Here is a 21,479-nt window from a genome sequence, read left to right as displayed (position 1 = left end):
CTCTGATTTCGTGTTTTGGCCTAATGTTCGGGAGTGCTGACGCTGATGGACTGCTCAGCTAGACCAAAGGTGCGGAAGTAGTGAGCTTGTTGCTCAATTCGGGTGGCGAGGCGATCGCAAACTAAGTTACAAAGCTCAAAAATCAGGTCATCTTCGATGCTGTAGTAGGCCGAAGTTCCCTCAGTCCGTCGGCTCAAGATTCCTGCTTGCAGCATCACCTTTAGGTGCTTAGAAACATTAGCTTGACTAGTTTCCGTAGCCTCGACCAAATCTTGTACGCATTTCTCACCATCGCGCAACAAGTTCAAGATTCGTAGACGCATTGGCTCACTCAAGATACTGAAGTACTCAGCAATTTGCTGCATCACTTCTTGCGGTACGGGCTGCATTAACTTCATGCCAATCTGACCACAAAGGGAACTGATCCCCACATATTAGCAGTCAAAACCAACTTGACAATAGAGGGATCAACAAAGCTGTTTATTCACCGCTACTTTTGTGAGGATTTGTTGAACCTCAAGCTCAGCAATCTTGCAAATTTTTCTACTTCAGTATTAAATTCATCCGGATGACCGCCATAGCCACCAGAATTCTTAGTTTGATCACAAAGTTAGTGCAATCAAGTATAAAAAGACACGATATTGTCGGATTATTCAGTTCATAGTTTTAGTATTCAAAAACACATTTATCTCTTCTCTGCCTGTCATCTCTAAGGTAGGACCAAAAAGCTCACCATTAGGTCACAGAGGTAACAAGTAGTAAGTTTTTACCATTGGTTTAATCACCTTTTCGGTGGAATTAGGGTGCTCAAACTGTTTAGCCTAGGCCCATCGTTTCACAGAGGTAATTGAGTGCAGAAAGGTCATGAATAATGCATCTGTGAATCGTGATGTTTCTCACAAGTTACTTCATTTGGAGTTATTGTCTGTGTTCAGTTTTGGCAACAGTTTCGATTTAGAGCAGCTTAATACCAGCCGAGAGATTAATGCGGCAGTGGTGAATGTAAGCGGTCGCCAGCGGATGCTCTCTCAACGGACAGCTTTGTTCGCTTTGCAACTAGTTTGCAGTCGTGATGACGCTGAGCGGACCCGGTTGCAGTCTGTCTTACTATCGGCGATCGCGTTAATGGAGCAGTCTCATCAAGGATTGCTAAAAGGAGATGTCAGTCTGAAGCTACTGGGTCATTTATCTCCGGCTCTGCAAACAATGTATTTTGAGCCGCCGTTGAATCTAGACCAACAAGTACGCGACTACATTTATCAGGTACGAGCGATCGCGACGGCTCCAGCCACAGAACTAACTCTAGAGAATCCTCATCTGCAAGCGATTCTGAGCGCTGCTTCTACCAGGCTCCTAGACACCTTAGATGCAGTCGTGAGCCAATATCAATCAGAGAGCGAAGCCGAACAGCTAGCTATTGATTTAAGTCACGCAGAACTGTTTCAGCAGCGCGAGGCAGCTACAGCAGCGGCACAACAACAAGCGCAGCAATTGGAAACGATGTTAGTTGAGCTGAAACAAACCCAGGCGCAACTGATTCAAACTGAGAAAATGTCTAGCTTGGGTCAATTAGTGACAGGCATTGCTCAAGAAATTAACAATCCTGTCAACTTCATCTATGGCAATTTGGGGCATGTGAGGGAGTACAGCCACAATTTACTCAATCTATTAGCGCTCTACCAAAAGTACCACCCGCAACCTGAGCTAGAGATTCAACAACAAATCAAACTGGCTGACCTCGAATTCTTAGTTCAGGATCTTCCCAAGGTTTTAACTTCACTGGCGGTTGGGGTTAAGCGAATCCAAGCTATTGTTTTGTCTTTACGCAGCTTTTCTCGACCCGATGATGCCTGCATGCGACGAGTTAATATTCATCAGAGCCTCGACAACACATTGTTACTCTTGCAGCATCGACTGAAGCCAGCAGGTGGCTTTCCAGGAATTCAAATCATCAAAGAGTACAGCGATTTACCTTTGATTGAATGTCATCTAGGTCAAATTAATCAAGTTTTTATGCATCTTTTGAGCAATGCTATTGATGCTTTGAGAAGTAGCGATCGCACTACTCAGAATTGCACCGACAATTCTTGCCTACTTCCCAGAATTACCATTCGCACCAAAGCAGAAGATACAAGCACAATCACTGTTTCGATTGCTGATAACGGTCCTGGGATCAGCGATGAAGTAAAAGCCCGACTCTTTGAACCTTTTGTTACCACTAAACCGATGGGAAAAGGAACTGGAATCGGGCTTTCTCTCAGCCAGCAGATTGTGACAGAAACTCATCAAGGGGTGCTTTGGTGTGCCTCACAATCAGGCCGAGGAGCAGAATTTTGCCTCAAGCTACCGCTCCAACCAGCCATCGCTACCTAATCACCACAATAAACAATTAAATCAATTTCTACATCACCTAACCCTGCTAATCCAATTACTCCGACTGTGGTTCGGCTCGGTAAGCGATTAGCTGGAAAGTAGGCAGAATAAATTTCATTGACAGTTTCGTATTCACGAAAATCAGTAATAAAAATCCGACTCATTACCACTTTGTCCAGACCCGTACCAGCATGCTGCAAAACTAATTTTAGATTCTCCATGACTTGCTTAGTTTGCTCCGCGATCGGACCCCGCACAATCTCTCCAGTTTCAGGGTCTTCAGATAATTGACCTGTGACAAACAGAAAGTCACCCGCTCGAACTGCATGAGAGTAAGGAGCAACAGGAGGTAGTGTATTGGGCAAAGTGATGTATTCGAGCACAGGGAAACTCCAATTTCGACAAATTTTTTGCGTTTTTTCGACGTTTTACCGCCTTCTTCGCCTCTCAGCGTTCCCCAAAGTGTGTTCTAAAAAACAATTTAGAAAATGCTTCGAGTTTCTATGCAGCGCGAGCCTGTAACTTAAACTTCCGGGAGATAAGGTGTTGGTAAAAATAGCTGTTTGGGGAGTGCAGCGTGACAGCCTCGTCGCTGATTCACGACTTGAGTAATCCCGAAGTCTACTGCAACTGACATGAGGGCATAAGCTTCGTCAGCACTCATCTTACGCTTGGTTTGTAAGAAGTCCAGCATTTGATCGGCGCACTGAAGCACCGCTTGGTTGAGATCATCGTGAAAGCCGTGGGTAATCCAGTGGGATTGAGTTTCCAGGAGAGGGCTGCCGATGGGAAAGTCTTTCAAGAGCGAGATTTGCAGCCAAGCATTCATCGATGCTTCGATCGCGGTGCCTGAAATTTCGCCATCTCCTTGACCCATGTGAGGGTCCCCAACAAAGAAGTTGGCTCCGGGCGTAAACACGGGATAGTAAACCGTAGCTCCTGCTCCCATGCGCCAGTTATCGATGTTGCCACCAAAAGGTCCAGGAGGGACGCTATTGACGCGACCCTTTTGCGGAGGAGCCACCCCCATAATGCCAAAGTGAGGTCGTAGAGGAATAGCAACATGGGTTTTGATCGGCTCGCGGTGGGTGGCTTCGGGCGGCACTATCAATCCCGGCTGGTTATACAATGGGCGCTCTTGGAAGTCGTAGGCAAAGGCAGGTTGGGCCAATCCCGATTCAGTATCTAATTTGTAAACAGTAATGCGCTCTTTGCGGAAGCTGTTGTAGAGGTAGCCCCAATGAGCAGCAATGTTAGCTCCATAAGGCAGACGCGGCGTGGTCTTCAAAATTCTGACGACTAGTGTGTCTCCTGGCTCAGCATCCTTCACCGCGATCGGACCTGTCATGATGTGTAAGCCTGGACCGCGATCGCTGACTTGTTCGTAGACATCCCGCACACCTTGGTCCATCATCAAATCGGGTGCTCCTCCCGCTTGATGAGTCAAGGCTTCCACATAAACAATGTCCCCAGAGTTAATCGTGAGTACTGGGGGCAAAGACTGATCAAAAAAGCCCCAAAAACAGTTGTCAGGTGTGGCTTTAAGGACATGCAGGTTTCCCGCATCTCGCACAGTCTCAGCGATCGCCAAGATATCCAGTTTGGCTACTTCCGGATCTCGACAGAATTCCATTGCATATGCAGATGAGTCTTGATCAGAGTCGTGCTGATGTTCTGTCATTGATCCACCCCATAGGGACAAGCACTGAATCAGTTAAACCATAGCTTAGATAAACTTAGAGCAAACCAGCCAGCCACAACTGCTTAAGGATCACACAGTCCGGAAGCAGGATGATGCTTAACTGAGTTCAGGTACTTACCAGGAATTAAGTATGTTCAGAAGTATGCTTAATCGCTATCGAACAGGCTTTCTATTCTTTTTATTTTCATTGGCCTTGTGCTTGCCAATTGCTTGTAGCTCCCAACCTCAAACCAATTCTGTTGCTAATCAGCCTTTGATTGTTGGGGTTCCCCCTTGGCCAGGATTTGCTGCCCAATATGTCGCGACAGATTTGAATCTGTTTAAAGCAGAGGGCATTGAAGTTAAGGAGGTTTTCTTCCCCACCCAAAGCGACCCTAATACTGCTTTATTAGCCAACAAAGTTGATCTAGCTTTGACGGGAGTTCCTGACTTAGTGCCATTGGCTCAGCGCGACACTTCCATCAAACTATTAATGCTCTTTGACTATTCAGATGGCTCTGACGGCATTATTGGTCGTGACATTAGTCAACCCTCTGATTTAAAGGGTAAAACCATAGCTCGGGAAAACCTTTTGTTTGAAGTGTTACTACTACGACGCTATTTAGAAAAAGGCGGGTTAACAGAGAAGGACATCAAGATTGTTGATACTTCAGCCGCTAATGCTGCTGCTTCATTTGCCGCCAAAAAAGTTGATGTTGCCGTAACTTATGATCCTTGGATGGCCAAGGCAGCAAAGCAAGGCGGCGGCAAGATTCTGTTTACTAGCAAAGACAGCAATATTGTTCCTGATGGTTTGATCGCCAAGGAGAAGGTGATTCAAACCAAGAGAGCTGAAATTTTAGCCTACATGAAAGCGATCGATAAAGCAGTAAAGCTAGTCCAGCAGAAAGATGAAAAAGCGATCGCTATTGTAGCCAAGCGGCTCAACGTTACTCCGGAAGAAGCCGCGCAACAAGTGGGGGGAGTCAAGTTATTTGGCATTGAAGATAACAAGAACATTGTCTTTAACCCTCAACATCCTAGAAACGTCTTTGACAGCCTGAAGTTCGCAGCCAAAACTGCCAAGGATATGAACCTAACTCCCGTTGTAGTGGATGTTAATAAAATCTATGATAATTCTCTAGTGAAGTCACTTTGAGCTAACTCAATCAGCAAGTTTGGTGGGTACTTGATGCGATCGCACTCATCCAACCAATGACTTTTAATGATTTTTATCAGTCGCCCAAGGTACGACTAAGTCAAAGAGTAGCTTGAAGCTAAAATCTATTAGTAATCCTACCAAACCAATTACAATAATCCCTACAAAAATGGCATCGGTTTGGTAAGCTCTTTGAGCCATTAAAATCCGATAACCTAGACCTGAGCTGGCTGCAATCAACTCAGCAATCACGACAAAATTCCAGGCCGTCGCGATATTAATTCTGAGAGCATCAATAATATGAGGTAGCGTAGCTGGAAAAATCACATCAAAGAAGATGTCTTTTTCTTTGGCTCCCAAGGTATAGCTAACTTTAATTAAATCACTCGGAATAAACTTGACGGCATCAGCAATCATCAAGACGTTATAGAAGAAGGTACCCAGAAAGATAATGGCGATTTTGGCTGGCTCATCAATGCCAATCCATAAAATAATTAAAGGAATAAAAGCAGCAGTCGGCATATACCGAAGCAAACCCAAAATTGGTTCCAGAAGCCCTTGCATACTCTTGAAGGCACCAATTATTAACCCCAAAGGAATGCTAAGAATGGCTGAAGCCAAGAAGCCCCAAACTACTCTTGACAAACTAGCCATTAAATCTGTAATTAATTCTCCGCTTTGTAGTGAAGTATAGCCACGAGCTAACACAGTAGTTGGGCTTGGCAAAAACTGACTATCTACCCAGCCGCTGTAAGTGATGCAAGCCCAACCTAACAGAGGTATTGAAATAGATAGAAGCACCATCAAAAAATATAGACGCTTAGAAATCTCACCCCGAATTTTCCAGAGACTACACCAAGCTTGAAATAGCTTTCTAGTCATAACTTTGGTTGAACTTTGGTAAAAATTCCTTGGATGTTGCCCAAGTTAGCACGCCCAAATTAGTCATCTGAAGGCAGCGATCGCTTACCTACCCGCCCTAGCTAAAAGTTCAGGGCTAAAAGTTCAGGTCAACAGCCCTTCGGTTACATCCGTTACGCCTAGATTGCCCAAGGGCATGCTGAAGATAGAGGGTCTGAGGCATTACCATCGGTCGGACTCATGCTCACCCTGAGGCAATTCGCAATGGCACCGTCTACTAGACCTCCTAATTCCAGTCTTGAAACCGCTTTCAGGGTTGATGACATAGTCACCTCAATGGGTCAACCCAAACTAGCGGTTCACCACCTCAGCAAAACCTTTCAGAGTCAGAGACAGCCGCTGGTAGTCTTGCAAGACATCAACCTCCACGTTTACCCCAATGAGTTTGTCTGTATTGTGGGCAAGTCTGGTTGTGGTAAATCAACCCTGCTGAATATTGTGGCGGGACTGATTCCACCCACGTCTGGACAAGTGCTGATGGATGGTGTGGCAGTGCAAGGCCCCGGTCGCGATCGCGGTTTGGTCTTTCAAAGCTACACGCTATTTCCTTGGCTCACCGTCGCTCAAAACATTGGTTATGGGCTAAAGTTGCAGCGTCTACCCAAACCGGAACGGAGGCAACGGGTAGCGTATTATTTAGACGTAGTTGGGCTAACTCAATTTGCCAAAGCTTATCCTAAACAGCTATCGGGTGGGATGAAACAACGAGTGGCGATCGCGCGGGCTTTAGCGAATGAACCAGACGTTCTTCTGATGGATGAACCGTTTGGCGCTTTGGACGCCCAAACTAAAGAGCAGATGCAGCAGTTTGTGCTCAATCTTTGGGAGCAAACCCACGTCACAGTTTTGATGATTACCCATGACGTAGAAGAAGCAATTTTTCTATCTCAGAGGATTTATGTAATGAGTGCCCATCCAGGGCAGATCAAGGCAGAAATTGGCATAGATTTGCCAACACAGCGGGATATGGAACTGAAGTTGACCCCGGAATTTCTGCAAATTAAACGACAGGTCGTTCATACCATGCGCGATCGCCCCTGAGCCAGGCTAATTCGGCATGTCAGGTTTATGAGCAGTTTGGTAGCACAGCGCACGATGAATCCTCCCGATGGCACCGTCCGAGTTGGAATCCTACATTCTTTAAGTGGGCCGCTAGCAATCAGCGAATCGTCTCTGAAAGATGCTGCCTTAATGGCGATCGCTGAAATTAACCAAGCTGGGGGAGTGCTCGGTCAAGCGATCGTACCTGTGGTGGAAGATAGCGCTTCTGACCCTTACGTCTTTGAACAAAAAGCTAGAAAGCTCCTAAAAAATGAGCAAGTCGTCACCTTGTTTGGAGGTTGGTCTTCCACAGGCCGCAAGTTGGTCTTACCAGTCTTAGAAGAATTCGATCGCTTGCTCTGGTACCCCGTGCAGTATGAAGGTTTGGAGTGTTCCAAATACATTTTTTACACAGGAGCCTGCCCCAACCAGCAAGTGGAACCAGCCGTTAATTGGTTGTTTCAGCATCAACATCGCCGCTTTTATCTTCTGGGGATGGATTATGTCTTTCCCAGAGTTGCGAACAAAATCATCAAAGCGCGGTTGAAGCAACTGGGAGGCATGACTGTGGGCGAGGCCTATCCCGCTTTAGAAACCACAGATTATCGCTCCGTGATTGAGCAAATCAAACAAGCTAGACCCGATGTCGTTTTTAGCACTTTAAACGGCAACGGCAATGTGGAATTTTACCAGCAGTACCATGCAGCGGGGATTTCCGCGGCAGAAATTCCCATTATGGCGGTGAGCGTGACCGAAGATGAACTGCAACGCATCACCCCAGCAGCGATGGCAGGACACTACGCTACTTGGAGTTATTTCCAAAGCATCGACAGTCTGCCCAACCAGGCTTTCGTACAACGGTTCAAAACGCTGTATGGAGCAGAGCGAGTCACCAGCGATCCCGTCGAAGCTGCTTACAGCCAGGTTTATCTATGGAAACAGGCTGTTGAAACCGCTGAATCCTTTGAAACCCACCCAGTTCGCTGTGCCGCCTATGGCCAAACCTTGATTGCCCCTAGTGGTTTTATTCAGATTGAGCCGAATCACCATGTTTGGAAGAGTTGCCGCATTGGCGAGATTTTGCCCACGGGGCAATTTCAGTCGCTATATGTCTCAGAACGCTCGATCAAGCCCCAACCCTGGTTTGGTATAGATGAATCTGATTTGAGAGACTCAGCTTTAATCCTTGACTTACTAGCAGAAGTGCCCCAGGTCATCCAGTATAGCTGCCAGCTAGAGCGCAAGTCGCGAGAACTAGAAGTGGCGATGGCCGAACTGGTGAATACCAATCAACATCTGCAACGAGCCAAAAATCAGTTGCTAGAGTTGACCAAGCGAGAAGAACTGCTGAAGCGTCGCCTATCCATTCAAATCCGGAGCACGCTAGAGCTAGAAACCATTGTGCGGACTGCTGTCCAGGAAATTCACCATCTCTTCGAGATCGATCGCTGCGAGTTTCTTTGGTACAACCAGAGCGAGGAAGCCGCTCGGTTTAAACTGGCCCATGAAGTTTCTGCCCCTCACCTGACTCATCGCTCCTTGCCACCCCCCACGATCGCCGTGGAAGTGCTAGGGGAAATCTTGCTGAAGCTGAGCCCGCTGTGGATTGACAACATTGCCACGGCTCCTCAATTAGACACTAGGAGCCGAGAAGCTTTAACGGATTTAGGTCTGGTTTCTTTGCTAGCGATCGCTATCTATACCAATTCTGGACAAATCGGAGCCATTGTTTGTGAGCATTACAGCGGCTCTCGGTCTTGGAGTACGGATGAAGTAGAGTTATTGCAAGATGTCGCCGACCAGTTAGCGATCGCGATCGATCAAGCCGAGCTTTACGCTCAGAGTCGAGCCACCGCTGCTGCGGCTCAAGCTCAAGCTCAGCGGCTCACCCAAGCCTTAGCAGAACTGCGAACCACCCAAACCCAGTTAATTCAGACTGAGAAAATGTCGAGTTTGGGGCAGTTGGTGGCAGGGATCGCCCATGAGATCAATAACCCTGTGAATTTTATCTACGGCAACCTGAGTTACGCGAATGAATACACCCAGGATTTGCTAAAACTCATTGATCTATATCAGCAGCATTATCCTGAGCCAGCATTGGAAATTCAGCAACATCGCCAAACCAACGATTTTGAGTTTTTAGTTGCAGATCTGCCGAAGATGCTGAGCTCTATGAGAGTCGGGGCCGATCGCATCCGCCAAATTGTTCTATCGCTCCGCAACTTCTCTCGGCTAGACGAATCAGAGATGAAACCTGTCAACATCCATGAAGGAATTGATAGCACTTTACTCATCCTACAAAACCGCTTCAAAGTTCGACCAGGCTCTCAAGGGATTGAGGTGATTAAGCAATATGGCGACTTACCCCAAGTAGAGTGCTACGCCGGACAGTTGAATCAGGTCTTCATGAACATCTTGAGCAATGCCATTGATGCCTTGGATAGTCAAAGTGAGGCAGCGATCGCATCGGGTCTGAGAGAGCCTGCACCCACTATTACAATCCGCACTGAAGTCTTACATCCAGAGCGAGTCACTGTGCGGATTCAAGACAACGGCCCTGGTATGACTGCTTTTGTGGTTCAACGTTTGTTCGATCCGTTTTTTACAACCAAGCCAGTCGGTCAGGGAACAGGCTTAGGGCTCTCGATTAGCTACCAAATCATCGTGGAGAAACATCGAGGAACCCTTTGGTGCAACTCCCAACCAGGGACAGGAGCAGAATTTTGGATCGAAATCCCCATTAGCCAAAGTGCCCCATTCCTCGTTAGTGAAGCTGAAGCCGCCTCTGTGCCTGAGTAGTCTCCTGAATAGTTGTAGGCAAGCTCGAAGCACGGGATGCCCGTTGAATAAAAATAAACCGTAAAAATCAACCAACTCCCCACCTCATGCCAGCTATATTGTCTTTTCTCACTCGTTTGAGCTGCCGCACTTGGGTTCGCTATAGCCTGGCACTGTTCCTGATGCTGCTCAGTGTGAGTTGCGGGTCTCAATCTGGCGATCGCCCTGCTCCGTCAGCATCCAAGCCACCTGCAACCAGCAATCGGGAAGTCAAAGAGTTCAACGTCATCGATGTGGCGGTAATTCCAGCTCTAAGTCCTAAAGAACAAGAAAAACAACTGGAATCTCTCGCAGAGTATCTAGAAAAGTCGCTGGGATATCCCATTTACTTTCAAGTTACTTCGAGCTATGAGCAAGCAGTTGAGCTGCTAGTGCAGGAAAAGGTAGAAGTTGCCTATTTGGGGCCTTTAACCTATGTGCTGGCCCAACAGCAAAACCCTCAAGTTGAGCCGATCGTCGCTCCGATTGAAAAAAGCACAGGTCGCCCTTCGTATACCAGCGTCATCATTGCTAGGAAAGCTGCCGGAATTGATAGCTTGAGCGATCTTAAAGGCAAGCGGTTTGCCTTCGTCAGCCGATCCTCCACCTCTGGTTACTTGGTGCCAATGGCTCACTTCCAAAAAATAGGTCTGCGTCCAGACCAAGACTTTGCCACCGTCAAATATTCTGGCAACCATGACAAAGCGCAGGCGGATTTGGAAGCAGGCGTGGTAGACGCGATCGCCGACAGCCGACCCTCTTTGCTAAAGCGGCAAAAATCTGGCAAGCTTGACCCCAGCCAGTACCAGATCATTTGGGAATCCGCTCCCATTCCCATGTCGCCAATCGTTGTTTCCAAGAAGCTTTCCCCAGAACTCGTTTCTAGCCTTAAAAAAGCTCTGATTAATGCTCCTGAGGGCCTTGCAGACGTTACAGGAGCTGAATCTGCAGGATATACATTGGTCGAGGATGCTGATTATGAGCCGATTCGACAATTACAAAAGGCCTTAGAGGCAAATTCTGGTCCAAGACAATGAAGATTTGGCAGAAGTTTATTGGCTCATCGCTGGTGGCGGCTGGGTTGGTGGCTAGCTTCATGAGCGGCAGTACCCTCCTGATTAAACAAGCCGATCAGTCGATCCAGGCGAGCCGGGAGAAAACCATTCAAGCTCGGATCATTTCCTTAGAGCTGCAACTTTCCTTACGCGAACAACTACTAGCGCTCAAGGCTTTCTTGCTGACGGATCAAGCAGCGGCGGATATGGCCGATTACCAAAAGGCGATGTCTAACTTTTTGATCAGCTTGGAAGAGTTGGAGCGCATTATGCCAGAGGCCGCAGAAATCCCTGTCGTGCGACGGCGACATCGTTTCTTAGTGCGCTTGGCAGGAACCCTGACCAACACACCCGCCAAGGGAAATCAAATTCAGCAAGATTTACGAGCCTTAGACTCTTTTGGTAAAGACATCGACTTTTATTTGGCTCTCTTAACCGATACGGCTCAACAGCAAGATGTTCTGGCTCAGCAAGCTGGACAACAGTTTAAGCAAGGAGCCCAAGCTTTTACCTATGCCATTATTGGGCTAATTGTTTTGGTCTTGGTCGGTCAATTTTTATTGATTTTGCTGCCCGTCATTCGTTCTATCCATCAGCTCCAGGTAGGTGCGGCGACAATCGGAGCTGGCAATTTAGACCATCAGGTAAACATCTCCACTGGTGATGAAATTGAGAAATTGGCGCAAGAGTTTAATCAGATGGCGGCGCAGTTGGCTGAGCTTTATCGTTCCTTAGAACAGAAGGTGACTGAGCGGACGGCAGAACTTGTGCGGGTCAACGAAAGTTTAGAAAGTGAGATCAGCGATCGCAAGCAAGCCGAAGCCTCACTACGGCAATCGGAGGAACGGGAACGCGATCGCGCCCAACAGCTAGAGCAAGCCATCGAAGAACTCCAACAAGCCCAATCCCAACTGATCCAGACTGAAAAAATGTCCAGCTTGGGGCAACTAGTGGCGGGAGTAGCGCACGAAATCAACAACCCAGTCAACTTCATTCATGGCAATTTGGAGTACACCCATACCTATGTGCAAGATTTATTAGAACTCATTCATCGCTACCAGCGGCACTCTTCTTCAATTCCGGCGGAAGTCCAGCAATATGCTGACGCAATCGATCTAGACTTTCTGCAAATTGATCTGCCTAAAATGCTGGCTTCGATGAAAGTTGGCACTCAACGGATTCGCCAAATTGTGCTTTCGCTCCGCAACTTTTCTCGCCTCGATGAATCGGACATGAAGCGCGTCAATATTCACGAAGGCATCGATAGTACGCTGTTAATCTTGCAGAATCGGCTAAAAGCTAAGCCAGAACATCCAGGCATTGCAGTGGTCAAAGAGTACGGTGATTTGCCGCTAGTCGAGTGCTATACGGGGCAACTCAACCAAGTCTTTATGAATATTCTCAGCAATGCGATCGATGCCTTAGACAGCTACAACCAGACGCGATCGGCAGCAAATCTTCAAAGTCATCCTAGCCAAATTCGCATTCGCACAGAACTCGTGTCACCGGATCGGGTCGCCATTCGCATCGCTGATAATGGTCCTGGCATGACCCATGAAGTCAAACAGCGCCTATTCGATCCATTCTTTACCACTAAGCCCGTGGGCCAAGGGACAGGATTGGGACTATCAATCAGCTACCAGATTGTGGTGCAGCGACACAAAGGAACCCTACATTGTGAGTCCCAACCCCAGCACGGCACTGAATTCTGGATTGAGATTCCGGTACAACAAAACTATGCCCAAACTTCCCACTCAGCCCTAGCCGCACTCCCCGTACCAGAAGCAAGCTCGCAGGGCAGCTACTAACCTAAAACTACCTTGCGGGCTAAGAATCCATAGATCAGAGGGTGGTTTCGATCACCGCTTCTGCTTCATGGGCGATCGCACGCAATTGATCTAAAGTTTCCGGTTGCACTTGTTGCCACAATCCGCGCTGGTGAGCCTCCAACAAGCGTTCTGCCATATCGCGTAAGGCCCAGGGATTTTTTGCTTGAATAAAAGCTTGGACTTGCTCATCCAAAACATAGGCATTGGCTACTCCCTGATACATGTGGTCCTCGACGCAGTGAGCAGTGGCATCGTAGGCAAACAAGTAGTCAATCGTAGCCGCCATTTCAAAGGCTCCCTTATATCCATGCCGCATCACTCCCTCGATCCACTTGGGATTCACCACTCGCGATCGGTATACACGGGCAATTTCCTCTTGGAGTTTGCGAATTTTAGGGTTTTGGGGCAGTGAATGGTCGCCAAAATAAGTTTGGGGATTCTTGCCAGTGAGCGATCGCACTGCTGCCGTTAAGCCGCCTTGAAATTGGTAATAATCATCCGAATCTAGTAGGTCGTGTTCGCGGTTGTCTTGGTTGTGCAGGACGATCTGCATTTGTTGCAGCCGTTGCTCAAAGGCTTCGGGGGCAGCACGGCCTGTGCCGTTGCGGGTGTAGGCATAACTGCTCCAGTTGATGTAAGCCCGCGCTAGATCCTGATCATCCGTCCAATTCTGCGCTTCAATCAAGCCTTGCAAACCTGCCCCATAGGCACCCGGTTTAGAACCAAAGACCCGATAACGCGATCGCTGTTCTGCCTGTTCTGGCGTCAGCCCCACAGATTGCCAATGTTGAGTTTCCTGCTGGACTTGAGCCGCTAAAGGGTTTTGGTCGGCTGGCTCTGACAAGGCAGCGACAGCGGTCACAGCTTGATCGAAGAGATCGATCAAGTTAGGAAAAGCATCGCGAAAAAATCCAGACACTCGCAACGTCACATCCACGCGCGGTCGCCCCAGAATTGCCAGCGGTAAAATCTCGAAATCCACCATCCGGCGAGAAGGGCCTTCCCAAATCGGCTGGACTCCCAGCAAGGCCAACGCTTCTGCCATGTCATCGCCTCCGGTTCGCATGGTGGAAGTGCCCCAGATCGACAAGCCCAGCGTTTTGGGATACTCACCATTTTCCTGGGTGTAGCGCTCGATCAACGCTTCAGCCGCCTTTCGCCCCACATCCCAAGCGCTCTCGGTGGGAATGGCCCGAATATCAACCGAGTAAAAATTGCGGCCCGTCGGTAGCACTTCCGGACGACCACGGGTGGGGGCTCCTGATGGCCCACTGGGAATGTAACGGCCTGACAGACCTTGCAATAAATGAGTAATTTCTTGCGGGGTTTGTTGCAGCTTGGGCAGCAGAACTGTGCGAATCCAGGTGATTTCTGCTTGGGTTCGGGGTGGGAGAGAGCGATCGCTAGAGGCAAGCGTATCTATAGAGGCATCACTAGAGGCATCCATCACCTGCTCCACTAGCAAAGCAGCTTCTTGCTCCAAGAATTCCACCACATCGCCCAAAGTCCGACAGGCAGACAACTGCGGCTGGAGATGTACAGGCAGCAGGGAATTGGCCACAGGTGGATGGTCTCCGGCTGGAAGTTCCGGTGCTAACTCAAACGGACTAGCTAAATCAGCCATGAGTGGATCAAGATCTAAACCCCAATCTTGGGCTAAGGCGCGAGTTAAACCCATACGACCCGTTCCAGGATGCCGCGCGATCGCCACGATCAAATCTCTGAGTTGCCGCCCTGCTGGACAGCACCCGAAAATGTGCAAACCATCTCTAATCTGAGCTTCCTTCAGTTCACACAGATAACCATCGGCTCGCGTCAAAAATTCTGCCAATTGAGCCTGCGCTGAGGTGGAGCTGAACTCAATGCCTAAATCTTGATGGAGCTTTTCTTGCAACACCAAATTCGTGATGCGATCGCGAATGACAGGTAAGCGAGTGGGGTCCAAGCTTTGGGCTTCGTAATACTCATCAATTAACCGTTCTAGTTGTTGCAGTGGCCCATAAAGTTCAGCCCGAGTCATGGGCGGCGTCAAGTGATCGAGAATCACAGCTTGCGATCGCCGCTTGGCCTGCGCTCCTTCCCCTGGATCATTGACAATAAACGGGTAGAGGTGCGGTAAAGGGCCGAAGGCGACTTCGGGATAGCAGGACGCGGACAAGGCGAGACTCTTACCCGGTAGCCACTCCAAGTTGCCATGTTTGCCGACATGCACGATTGCCTGAGCTTGCAAGTGCTGCCGCAGCCAATAGTAGAACGCCAAATACCCATGAGTCGGCTCTAAATCAGGAGCGTGATAGTTCAAGGCGGGGTCCAAATCGTAGCCCCGTGCAGGTTGAATGCCGACAAAAACGTTGCCGAGCTGCAACCCAAAAATTGGGAAAGCAGCAGGCTTGGCACTTGGGTTTTCTGGATCTGACGCTAAGCCGTCTACTCTCGGTTCTCCCCAGCGATCGCGCATCCCTTGTTGGACCGATGCAGGCAAAGTAGCAAAATACTGTCGGTACTCTGCTAAGTCCAGGCTTTGATGCACAGCGCGTAATTCATAACCCTCAGGGTCATTGGTGACTCCAGCGGTTAAACGCTGAATCAGTTCCTCACTGCTTTGGGGCACATCTGCTAAGTTATAACCTGCTTGCTGCAACGCTTTGAGGATTTCCACACAGCTCGTCGGGGTGTCTAAACCCACGCCATTCGCCAGTCGGCCATTCCGGGTGGGATAGTTAGCCAGAATCAAAGCAATGCGTCGCTGGGCAGGTGGAGTTTGCCGCAGCGTAACCCAATGGGCAGCTAGGTCAGCCACAAACTCAATGCGATCGCGCACAGGCTGATAGCCCACCACATCCGTTTCTAGATCGGGGTTGCGAATCTGGACTGCTTTAAACGAAACAGCACGACTAATAATGCGGCCATCGACTTCTGGCAAAGCCACATTCATTGCCGTGTCTCGGGGCGACAATCCCCGGTACTCGGTTTCCCACTGCTCCACTGTGCCGCCGCTCAAGATCACCTGGATCACGGGCACATCCAACTGCTGCCAAAGCTCTAGATTGGGAGTTTCGGTTTCCAACTTAGCCAGCGAGAAACTGGTGGCATTAAGTAGTACCTGAATAGGAGCCGCATCTGGAGTCTGGAAGTACTTCAACAACTCGGTCTGCAAGTCTGGGTCGCGCAGGGATGGCACAAAGACAGGTACAGGCTCTAGACCCCGCTCAGCTAAAGCTTGGCACAAGGCATCAATCGGAGCTGTGTTGCCTGCAAGGTAATGAGCTCGGTAGAACAATAAGCCTACTTTTGCAGGTGAGGGGTGAGAGGTTAACGCTGCAAGCGTTCCTGTAGGGTGAGAGGCAGGATGAAGGGGAGGGGAGAAGGGATAAGAATAAGGCTGCCAGGGGTAGAAGCCGATTTGAGGAATTGCTTCAGGCGGTGCAGGAGCATAATCTTGATTGAGGCCAATTTTGACCGCAAACTTGAGGGCGTTAACCAGATTGGTGACACCGCCTTCGGTGAAGTACCGCCAGAATTGATTCACTGCTGTGAGAGGCACTGTCGAGTGGCTGATCAAATCTGGATCAGGGCGATCGTCTCCTGGCAACACAATCAGAGTCGCCTTGGTGCGCTGAACCGTATCTTTGACCACCTCAAAGCCGTAGGACCAATAAGAACGACCTCCCAACAGGCGCAAGACGATCACCTGAGCGGACTCCAACACCTCCTCAGCATAGGTATCTATGGTGAGTTGTTGCTGTAGCTGCAACAGGTTCACCACACGAATAGCTGGAAAATCCGGGGGCAATTGCGGCAGAGCTTGCGCCATTGTCTGGATGTCAGTGTCAGCCGCAGTCAAAAAAACAACGGGTGCGGGCGTTTGCTCGATAAAAATCACGCCTTCCACTTGCGGATTCCAACCGCCGGGCGTAGCAGCTAAACGATGCATAGTTTCTGGGTTTCTAAATTTGGTTTCTGAACTTGGATTTCTAAATTTGGGTTTTAAGATATTGCTGACAAATACGGCTGACTCTGGACTCCCGCTCCTCCACGGATCTGGAGAGGAGTTGATTAGGATATGCTGATTAGTAGCTGATCATCATGTCAGACGCGCATTTTCTAACTCAAAAGCCTGACGCTCTATAGCGGTCAAGCATTAATCAAGCAATTTAATTACTGAGTATTCAATTATTTGGGTGCGGTTCCAGCCATGGTGCATCGTACTAGCTTACAGCGTTTCTCTTGACTGAGTCAGGCAGCTAATTTGTGTGAACAACCCCGAAAATGCCTAGTTTCCCAGCCTCAGCAGTATGTCGGACTTTGCCTGGTGCTACCTTTAACCAAATACGCGACCTTCTGCACCAGACGGCTCTGGCGATCGCGCCTCAGGCTACAGCTACAGTTCTGACTGAAGCCGTGCTCTCTGCCACCAACCGTTCTCTAGACCTAGAAGTAGAACAATTTGTGGTGGTGGTATCAGAGCCGTTTAGTGTGCTGCTGTCTGCCAAATCGGTTGGGCTTGAGTCTGGGTTGGAGTCTGGGCTGCCTTCTGGGCCTGAGTTGCACTACAAATCATCAACTGAACCCGCTGCCTGCGAGGTGAATTTAACCTTTGAGCCAGCCGCGATCGCTGAGTTTTTATTTCAACTCCGTCCCCTGTTTAGTCACCAGTCTGATGTTCCTGATACCTTAGGGCAGCTTTGTCAGCAGCTTCGCCCCAACGATGCCAAGCTGCAAAGTGAGTTTACGTTGCAACTGGTGGAACGATTGGCGATCGCTGGGACAGCCAACCTAGGGCTAAATAACGATTACCCATTTGTGTCAGTTTGCCAGCCCGTCGAGGAAGCGCTGCGCCAGCAGGTTGAGCAAGAGCGCTTACTTAATCAGGTGATTACGCAAGTGCGCCAAAGCTTGGAGTTGTCCAGCATTTTAGAAACAGCAGTGCAGCAAGTCCGACACTTTCTGCAAGCCGATCGCTTAGTCATTTATCAATTTGATGCTCATTTAGCAGCGCTTAGGCCCAACCCGCAAACGCCCTTTGACTCTGAGCCTCTGCAACACTTGCAGCCTGGTTATGGGTGCATTACCTATGAAGCGCGTGCTGCGGCAGAAATTTCTTCTGTGCTGCATGTGGCGGAAGAGGAAAACTGCTTTGTAGGGATTCCCAATTGCCAGGAAAAATATTGCCAAGGCTACACCCTAGCGGTGAATGATGTGGAAGCGACCTATATCATTTCGCCCTGCCTGTTGAAATTGTTGCGTCGGCATCAGATTCAAGCAAAGTTGGTCGCCCCCATTGTGGTGCAAGGTGAGCTGTGGGGATTGTTGATCGCGCATCAATGCTTTGCGCCTAGAGAGTGGCAGGAAAGTGAAAAAACATTTTTGCAGCGGATTGCTGAGCACTTAGCGATCGCTATTGACCAAGCCCAGCTCTATGCTCAGGTGCAACAACAGAAGGAAACTTTAGAAGAGCGGGTGATTGAACGGACTCAAGAGCTACATGATGCTTTGGCTGTAGCCCAAGCCGCCAGTCAAGTTAGAAACGAATTTGTGGCCACCATGAGTCATGAGCTGCGGACCCCACTCACCTGTGTCATTGGTATGTCGGCGACTCTGCTACGCTGGTCCTTTGGGCACTTGAGCGATCGCCAACGCCATTATTTACAAACGATCCACGATAGCGGCGAGCATCTGCTGGCTTTAATCAATGACATTCTGGATTTGTCCCAAGTAGAAGCTGGGAAAGCCACCTTAAATCTGAGTGAGTTTTCTCTCACTAATTTAGTCAATCAAAGCTTGCAAACGCTGCAAGAAAAAGCTGAGTCTAACGACATTGCACTGATTAGCGAAGTCAAGATTCCGGCGGCAGGCGATCGCTTTACCGCTGACCAACGGCGACTGAAGCAAGTATTGCTCAACCTGCTCAGCAACGCCATTAAGTTCACACCAGAAGGCGGCCAAGTCACACTGCGAGCTTGGCTCGAAGCCGAAACAGCCGTTCTTCAGGTGGAAGACACAGGTATTGGCATTCCAGAGCACCAACGTCCCTTACTGTTTCAAAAGTTTCAGCAGCTTGATACCTCCTATCAACGCAAGTATGAGGGCACCGGGTTAGGGCTAGCTTTAACCAAGCAGCTCGTGGAACTTCATGGCGGCTGGATCGATGTTGATTCAACAGTCGGCATGGGTTCGGTGTTCACAGTACATCTTCCCGCTCAACAGCCGTCTGCCGCTACAGATGTCCCCACCACGCATTCCAGTCAAGGGAATTTGCAAGGCCGCATTGTCTTGATCGAAAACCATGAGGAGAGCGCCATGCTGATCTGCGACCTGCTCACCGCAGCAGGCTACCAGGTGGTTTGGCTCGTGGATGGATCAACGGCGGTGAAGCAAATTGAAATTTTGCATCCAATCGTGGTGGTCGCTGACATGCAACTGCCGGGGATGGATGGCTATGAAGTGATGCACTATTTACGCACTTCACCCGCCACTCAAGCTCTCAAAATTTTAGTCTTAACTAATCACTGTCCTGACAAAACCGATTCTCACTATTTAGAAGCAGGCGCAGACGATTGTTTAGAGAAACCGATTGAACCAGAGCAATTGCTATACAAGGTAGCAGCCCTGATGGAATCGGTTACGCCAGCAGCCTTGGAAGCAGCGTATTCTCCTTAAAAGTCATTTATCACGCTACATTTATCACGTTACAAAGTCACAGGCTCAGTTGAGGCGATGTCTGCTATTTCTAGCGATGTGATTCCATCTTTGCGTCATGGGTTAATCGTGTCTTGCCAAGCTCCGGTAGACTCGCCCCTGCATGAACCCAACGTCATTGCGACGATCGCTCAAGCAGCTATCAACCAAGGAGCAGTCGGCGTCCGGATTGATACACCCCAGCATGTAGCAGCCGTACGCCAACGCCTTCAGACTCCAATTATTGGCCTTTGGAAACAACAAATTCCCGGTTTTGACATTTACATCACGCCGCAATTTCACCATGCTGCCGCGATCGCTGAGGCAGGTGCTGACATTATCGCAATCGATGCGACTTTGCGCGATCGCCCCGGTGGTGAGACAATCACTGACTTGATCGCTCGGATACACCAAGAACTCGGCAAACTCGTGATGGCCGATGTCGATACCTTGGAGGCCGCGATCGCCGCAGTTGCAGCGGGAGCAGACTTAGTAGGAACCACGCTCTACGGCTACACCACCGCCACCCAGCAGCAATCTCCCCCCGGTTTCGACTTGCTCACTCAAATGGTTCAACAGTTGAAGATTCCAGTTATTTGTGAGGGTGGGATCGCTTCACCTGAAATGGCTCGCCAAGCCTTAAATCTAGGAGCCTATGCAGTCGTGGTAGGTACAGCGATCACAGGCATTGATCTACAAGTTCAAGCCTACCGAGCCGTGTTTCCTTAATAAGTTGCGTTGTTAGACTTTTAGGTTAATTAAGAGGCAGTCGCTAGATTACCCCGTTGCAAAATCACCATCCCTGAACCGACTACAGGTGTACGGGCTAGCAGTTTGCCTTCAGCATTGGTTATTTCTAGCTTGGTGAAATCTAAGGTTTTGGCCTTGGCTAGCACTTCACTGGCTAACTGATCCTGCTGAGAGTTTTGCAGGTTGTACCAGCGATCGCTCAGCCTTACCGTCAGGCGATTGCCAACCAGGTTCGTTTGCACCGACTGCACCAAATTCTCAGCATATTGATTTGTCACTTCTGCCACCTTCGCTTGAATCGAGGCGAGGATTTGCTCTTGTGGGGACAAGACAGGGGCAGGAGGCTCGATCGGCGCTGGGGGTGTCACCTCAACGGGCTCTGGAGGTTCAGGAGCTACAAGATCCAAAGGTACTTCTGGAGCATCAGCAATTACAGGGACTTCTGGCTCAGCCACGATTGGCTCAGGCAGAGGCAGGGCTGTTTCTTCAGGCGGAGCGATTGCCACCGGAATTTCTGCTTCCGGAGCGCTGAGTTCTGGAGGTGCTGTAAGTTCCGCTGGGGGGACTCGCTGCGAGATCGGCACTTTGGCGACTTCTGGTGCCCTAGGCTGGGGGGAAGAGAAGAGTGAATTCGTTGTTAGGACAAGAAACACGACTCCAGCGATCGCCAGGTTGGTTAATGCTCGATCGGACAGTTTTTCGTTCAGAGAAGCTGGTAAGCGGTTGCGAATTTGCGGCAGAGTCTTAGTCCACCAAGCTTGCAGGCGGGCCAGTTGAGGCTGGATTTTTTCCAGGGCTGCCGTCGCCCATGTTTGGAGCTTGGCTAAGAAGGGGCGCGATCGCTCTAGTAGGACCGAAAAACTAAGTTGAGCGGACTGGCCCGTAGGCTGAGTGGGGGTTGGCGAAGTTTCCTGAGCCGAAGCTGGCCTGGACGGAGATTGTGGAGTATCCGTCTCCAGTTTTTCGGCTGCTGTTTCCAAGCTCCGGATAGTGAGGCGTAGCACTTTAGCACTTTGCGCCTTCAACCCAGGCTGAACCTGCTCCCATTTCTGCTGCAACGTCTGGGTGACTTGCTGCAAGCTCGTTCCACCTTGCCCCGTGGAGGCTGGGCGGTTGGGAGTTGGGGGGACAGATGATGATGGTTGCTTCGGCTGCTCCTCTGGCATGGAATCTCC

Annotated in this window: 14 protein-coding genes; 8 read left to right on the top strand and 6 right to left on the bottom strand. The window is 49.4% G+C overall.

What is annotated here, in order from left to right; genetic code table 11:
• Positions 1 to 20: 20 nt before the first annotated feature.
• Entirely contained in the window at positions 21 to 398 is a 378-nt protein-coding gene (locus tag NDA01_RS08215) for an ArsR/SmtB family transcription factor (RefSeq protein ID WP_190433152.1), read from the bottom strand.
• A 466-nt stretch (positions 399 to 864) separates the two neighbouring features.
• Here NDA01_RS08215 and NDA01_RS08210 point away from each other — a divergent pair, with 466 nt between their 5' ends.
• Positions 865 to 2,373, top strand: a complete 1,509-nt coding sequence (locus NDA01_RS08210; protein WP_348227555.1) for an ATP-binding protein — start codon at positions 865 to 867, stop codon at positions 2,371 to 2,373.
• Here the strand turns inward: NDA01_RS08210 and NDA01_RS08205 are convergent.
• Both NDA01_RS08205 and NDA01_RS08200 read right to left on the bottom strand, forming a co-directional pair.
• The gene (locus NDA01_RS08205; protein WP_348227554.1) at positions 2,370 to 2,756 is read right to left on the bottom strand and encodes a RidA family protein; all 387 of its coding nucleotides are present in this window, start codon (positions 2,754 to 2,756) and stop codon (positions 2,370 to 2,372) included. The two genes, NDA01_RS08210 and NDA01_RS08205, sit on opposite strands and share 4 nt — an antisense overlap.
• 140 nt (positions 2,757 to 2,896) lie before the next feature.
• On the bottom strand, positions 2,897 to 4,054 hold the full coding sequence (locus NDA01_RS08200) for an acetamidase/formamidase family protein (protein ID WP_348227553.1): 1,158 nt from the start codon (positions 4,052 to 4,054) through the stop codon (positions 2,897 to 2,899).
• A 214-nt stretch (positions 4,055 to 4,268) separates the two neighbouring features.
• Between NDA01_RS08200 and NDA01_RS08195 the strand changes: the two genes are divergently transcribed.
• Positions 4,269 to 5,213: an ABC transporter substrate-binding protein gene (locus NDA01_RS08195; protein WP_348227552.1), complete on the top strand. Its 945-nt coding sequence runs from the start codon at positions 4,269 to 4,271 to the stop codon at positions 5,211 to 5,213.
• A gap of 63 nt (positions 5,214 to 5,276) precedes the next feature.
• On the opposite strand, the gene NDA01_RS08190 is transcribed toward NDA01_RS08195, so the two are convergent.
• A complete protein-coding gene (locus tag NDA01_RS08190) occupies positions 5,277 to 6,095 on the bottom strand; it encodes an ABC transporter permease (protein ID WP_348227551.1) in 819 nt (272 codons plus the stop codon).
• A gap of 243 nt (positions 6,096 to 6,338) precedes the next feature.
• Between NDA01_RS08190 and NDA01_RS08185 the strand changes: the two genes are divergently transcribed.
• The 4 genes from NDA01_RS08185 (at position 6,339) to NDA01_RS08170 (ending at position 12,855) form a co-directional block, all read left to right on the top strand.
• Complete coding sequence (locus tag NDA01_RS08185; RefSeq protein ID WP_431193347.1) at positions 6,339 to 7,175, top strand: ABC transporter ATP-binding protein; 837 nt, start codon at positions 6,339 to 6,341, stop codon at positions 7,173 to 7,175.
• A 27-nt stretch (positions 7,176 to 7,202) separates the two neighbouring features.
• Positions 7,203 to 9,974, top strand: a complete 2,772-nt coding sequence (locus NDA01_RS08180) for a transporter substrate-binding protein (protein WP_348227550.1) — start codon at positions 7,203 to 7,205, stop codon at positions 9,972 to 9,974.
• 86 nt (positions 9,975 to 10,060) lie between these two features.
• On the top strand, positions 10,061 to 11,029 hold the full coding sequence (locus NDA01_RS08175; protein ID WP_348227549.1) for a phosphate/phosphite/phosphonate ABC transporter substrate-binding protein: 969 nt from the start codon (positions 10,061 to 10,063) through the stop codon (positions 11,027 to 11,029).
• On the top strand, positions 11,026 to 12,855 hold the full coding sequence (locus NDA01_RS08170; protein ID WP_348227548.1) for a sensor histidine kinase: 1,830 nt from the start codon (positions 11,026 to 11,028) through the stop codon (positions 12,853 to 12,855). The genes NDA01_RS08175 and NDA01_RS08170 overlap by 4 nt, the downstream gene beginning before the upstream one ends.
• Before the next feature lie 34 nt (positions 12,856 to 12,889).
• Here NDA01_RS08170 and cobN read toward each other — a convergent pair whose 3' ends face one another.
• Positions 12,890 to 16,810: a cobaltochelatase subunit CobN gene (cobN, locus tag NDA01_RS08165; protein WP_348227547.1), complete on the bottom strand. Its 3,921-nt coding sequence runs from the start codon at positions 16,808 to 16,810 to the stop codon at positions 12,890 to 12,892.
• A gap of 335 nt (positions 16,811 to 17,145) precedes the next feature.
• On the opposite strand from cobN, the gene NDA01_RS08160 reads away from it, so the two are divergent.
• Positions 17,146 to 19,536, top strand: a complete 2,391-nt coding sequence (locus NDA01_RS08160) for a hybrid sensor histidine kinase/response regulator (RefSeq protein WP_348227546.1) — start codon at positions 17,146 to 17,148, stop codon at positions 19,534 to 19,536.
• A gap of 57 nt (positions 19,537 to 19,593) precedes the next feature.
• A complete protein-coding gene (locus NDA01_RS08155; protein ID WP_348227545.1) occupies positions 19,594 to 20,283 on the top strand; it encodes an N-acetylmannosamine-6-phosphate 2-epimerase in 690 nt (229 codons plus the stop codon).
• Between the two features lie 29 nt (positions 20,284 to 20,312).
• Here NDA01_RS08155 and NDA01_RS08150 read toward each other — a convergent pair whose 3' ends face one another.
• Positions 20,313 to 21,470, bottom strand: a complete 1,158-nt coding sequence (locus tag NDA01_RS08150; protein ID WP_348227544.1) for a hypothetical protein — start codon at positions 21,468 to 21,470, stop codon at positions 20,313 to 20,315.
• Positions 21,471 to 21,479 lie beyond the last annotated feature (9 nt).

The organism is Trichocoleus desertorum AS-A10, from assembly GCF_039962155.1.
GTDB lineage: Bacteria > Cyanobacteriota > Cyanobacteriia > FACHB-46 > FACHB-46 > Trichocoleus.
The sequence above is the reverse complement of the archived record's forward strand: the minus strand, read 5'-3'. Positions and strand labels throughout refer to the sequence as shown.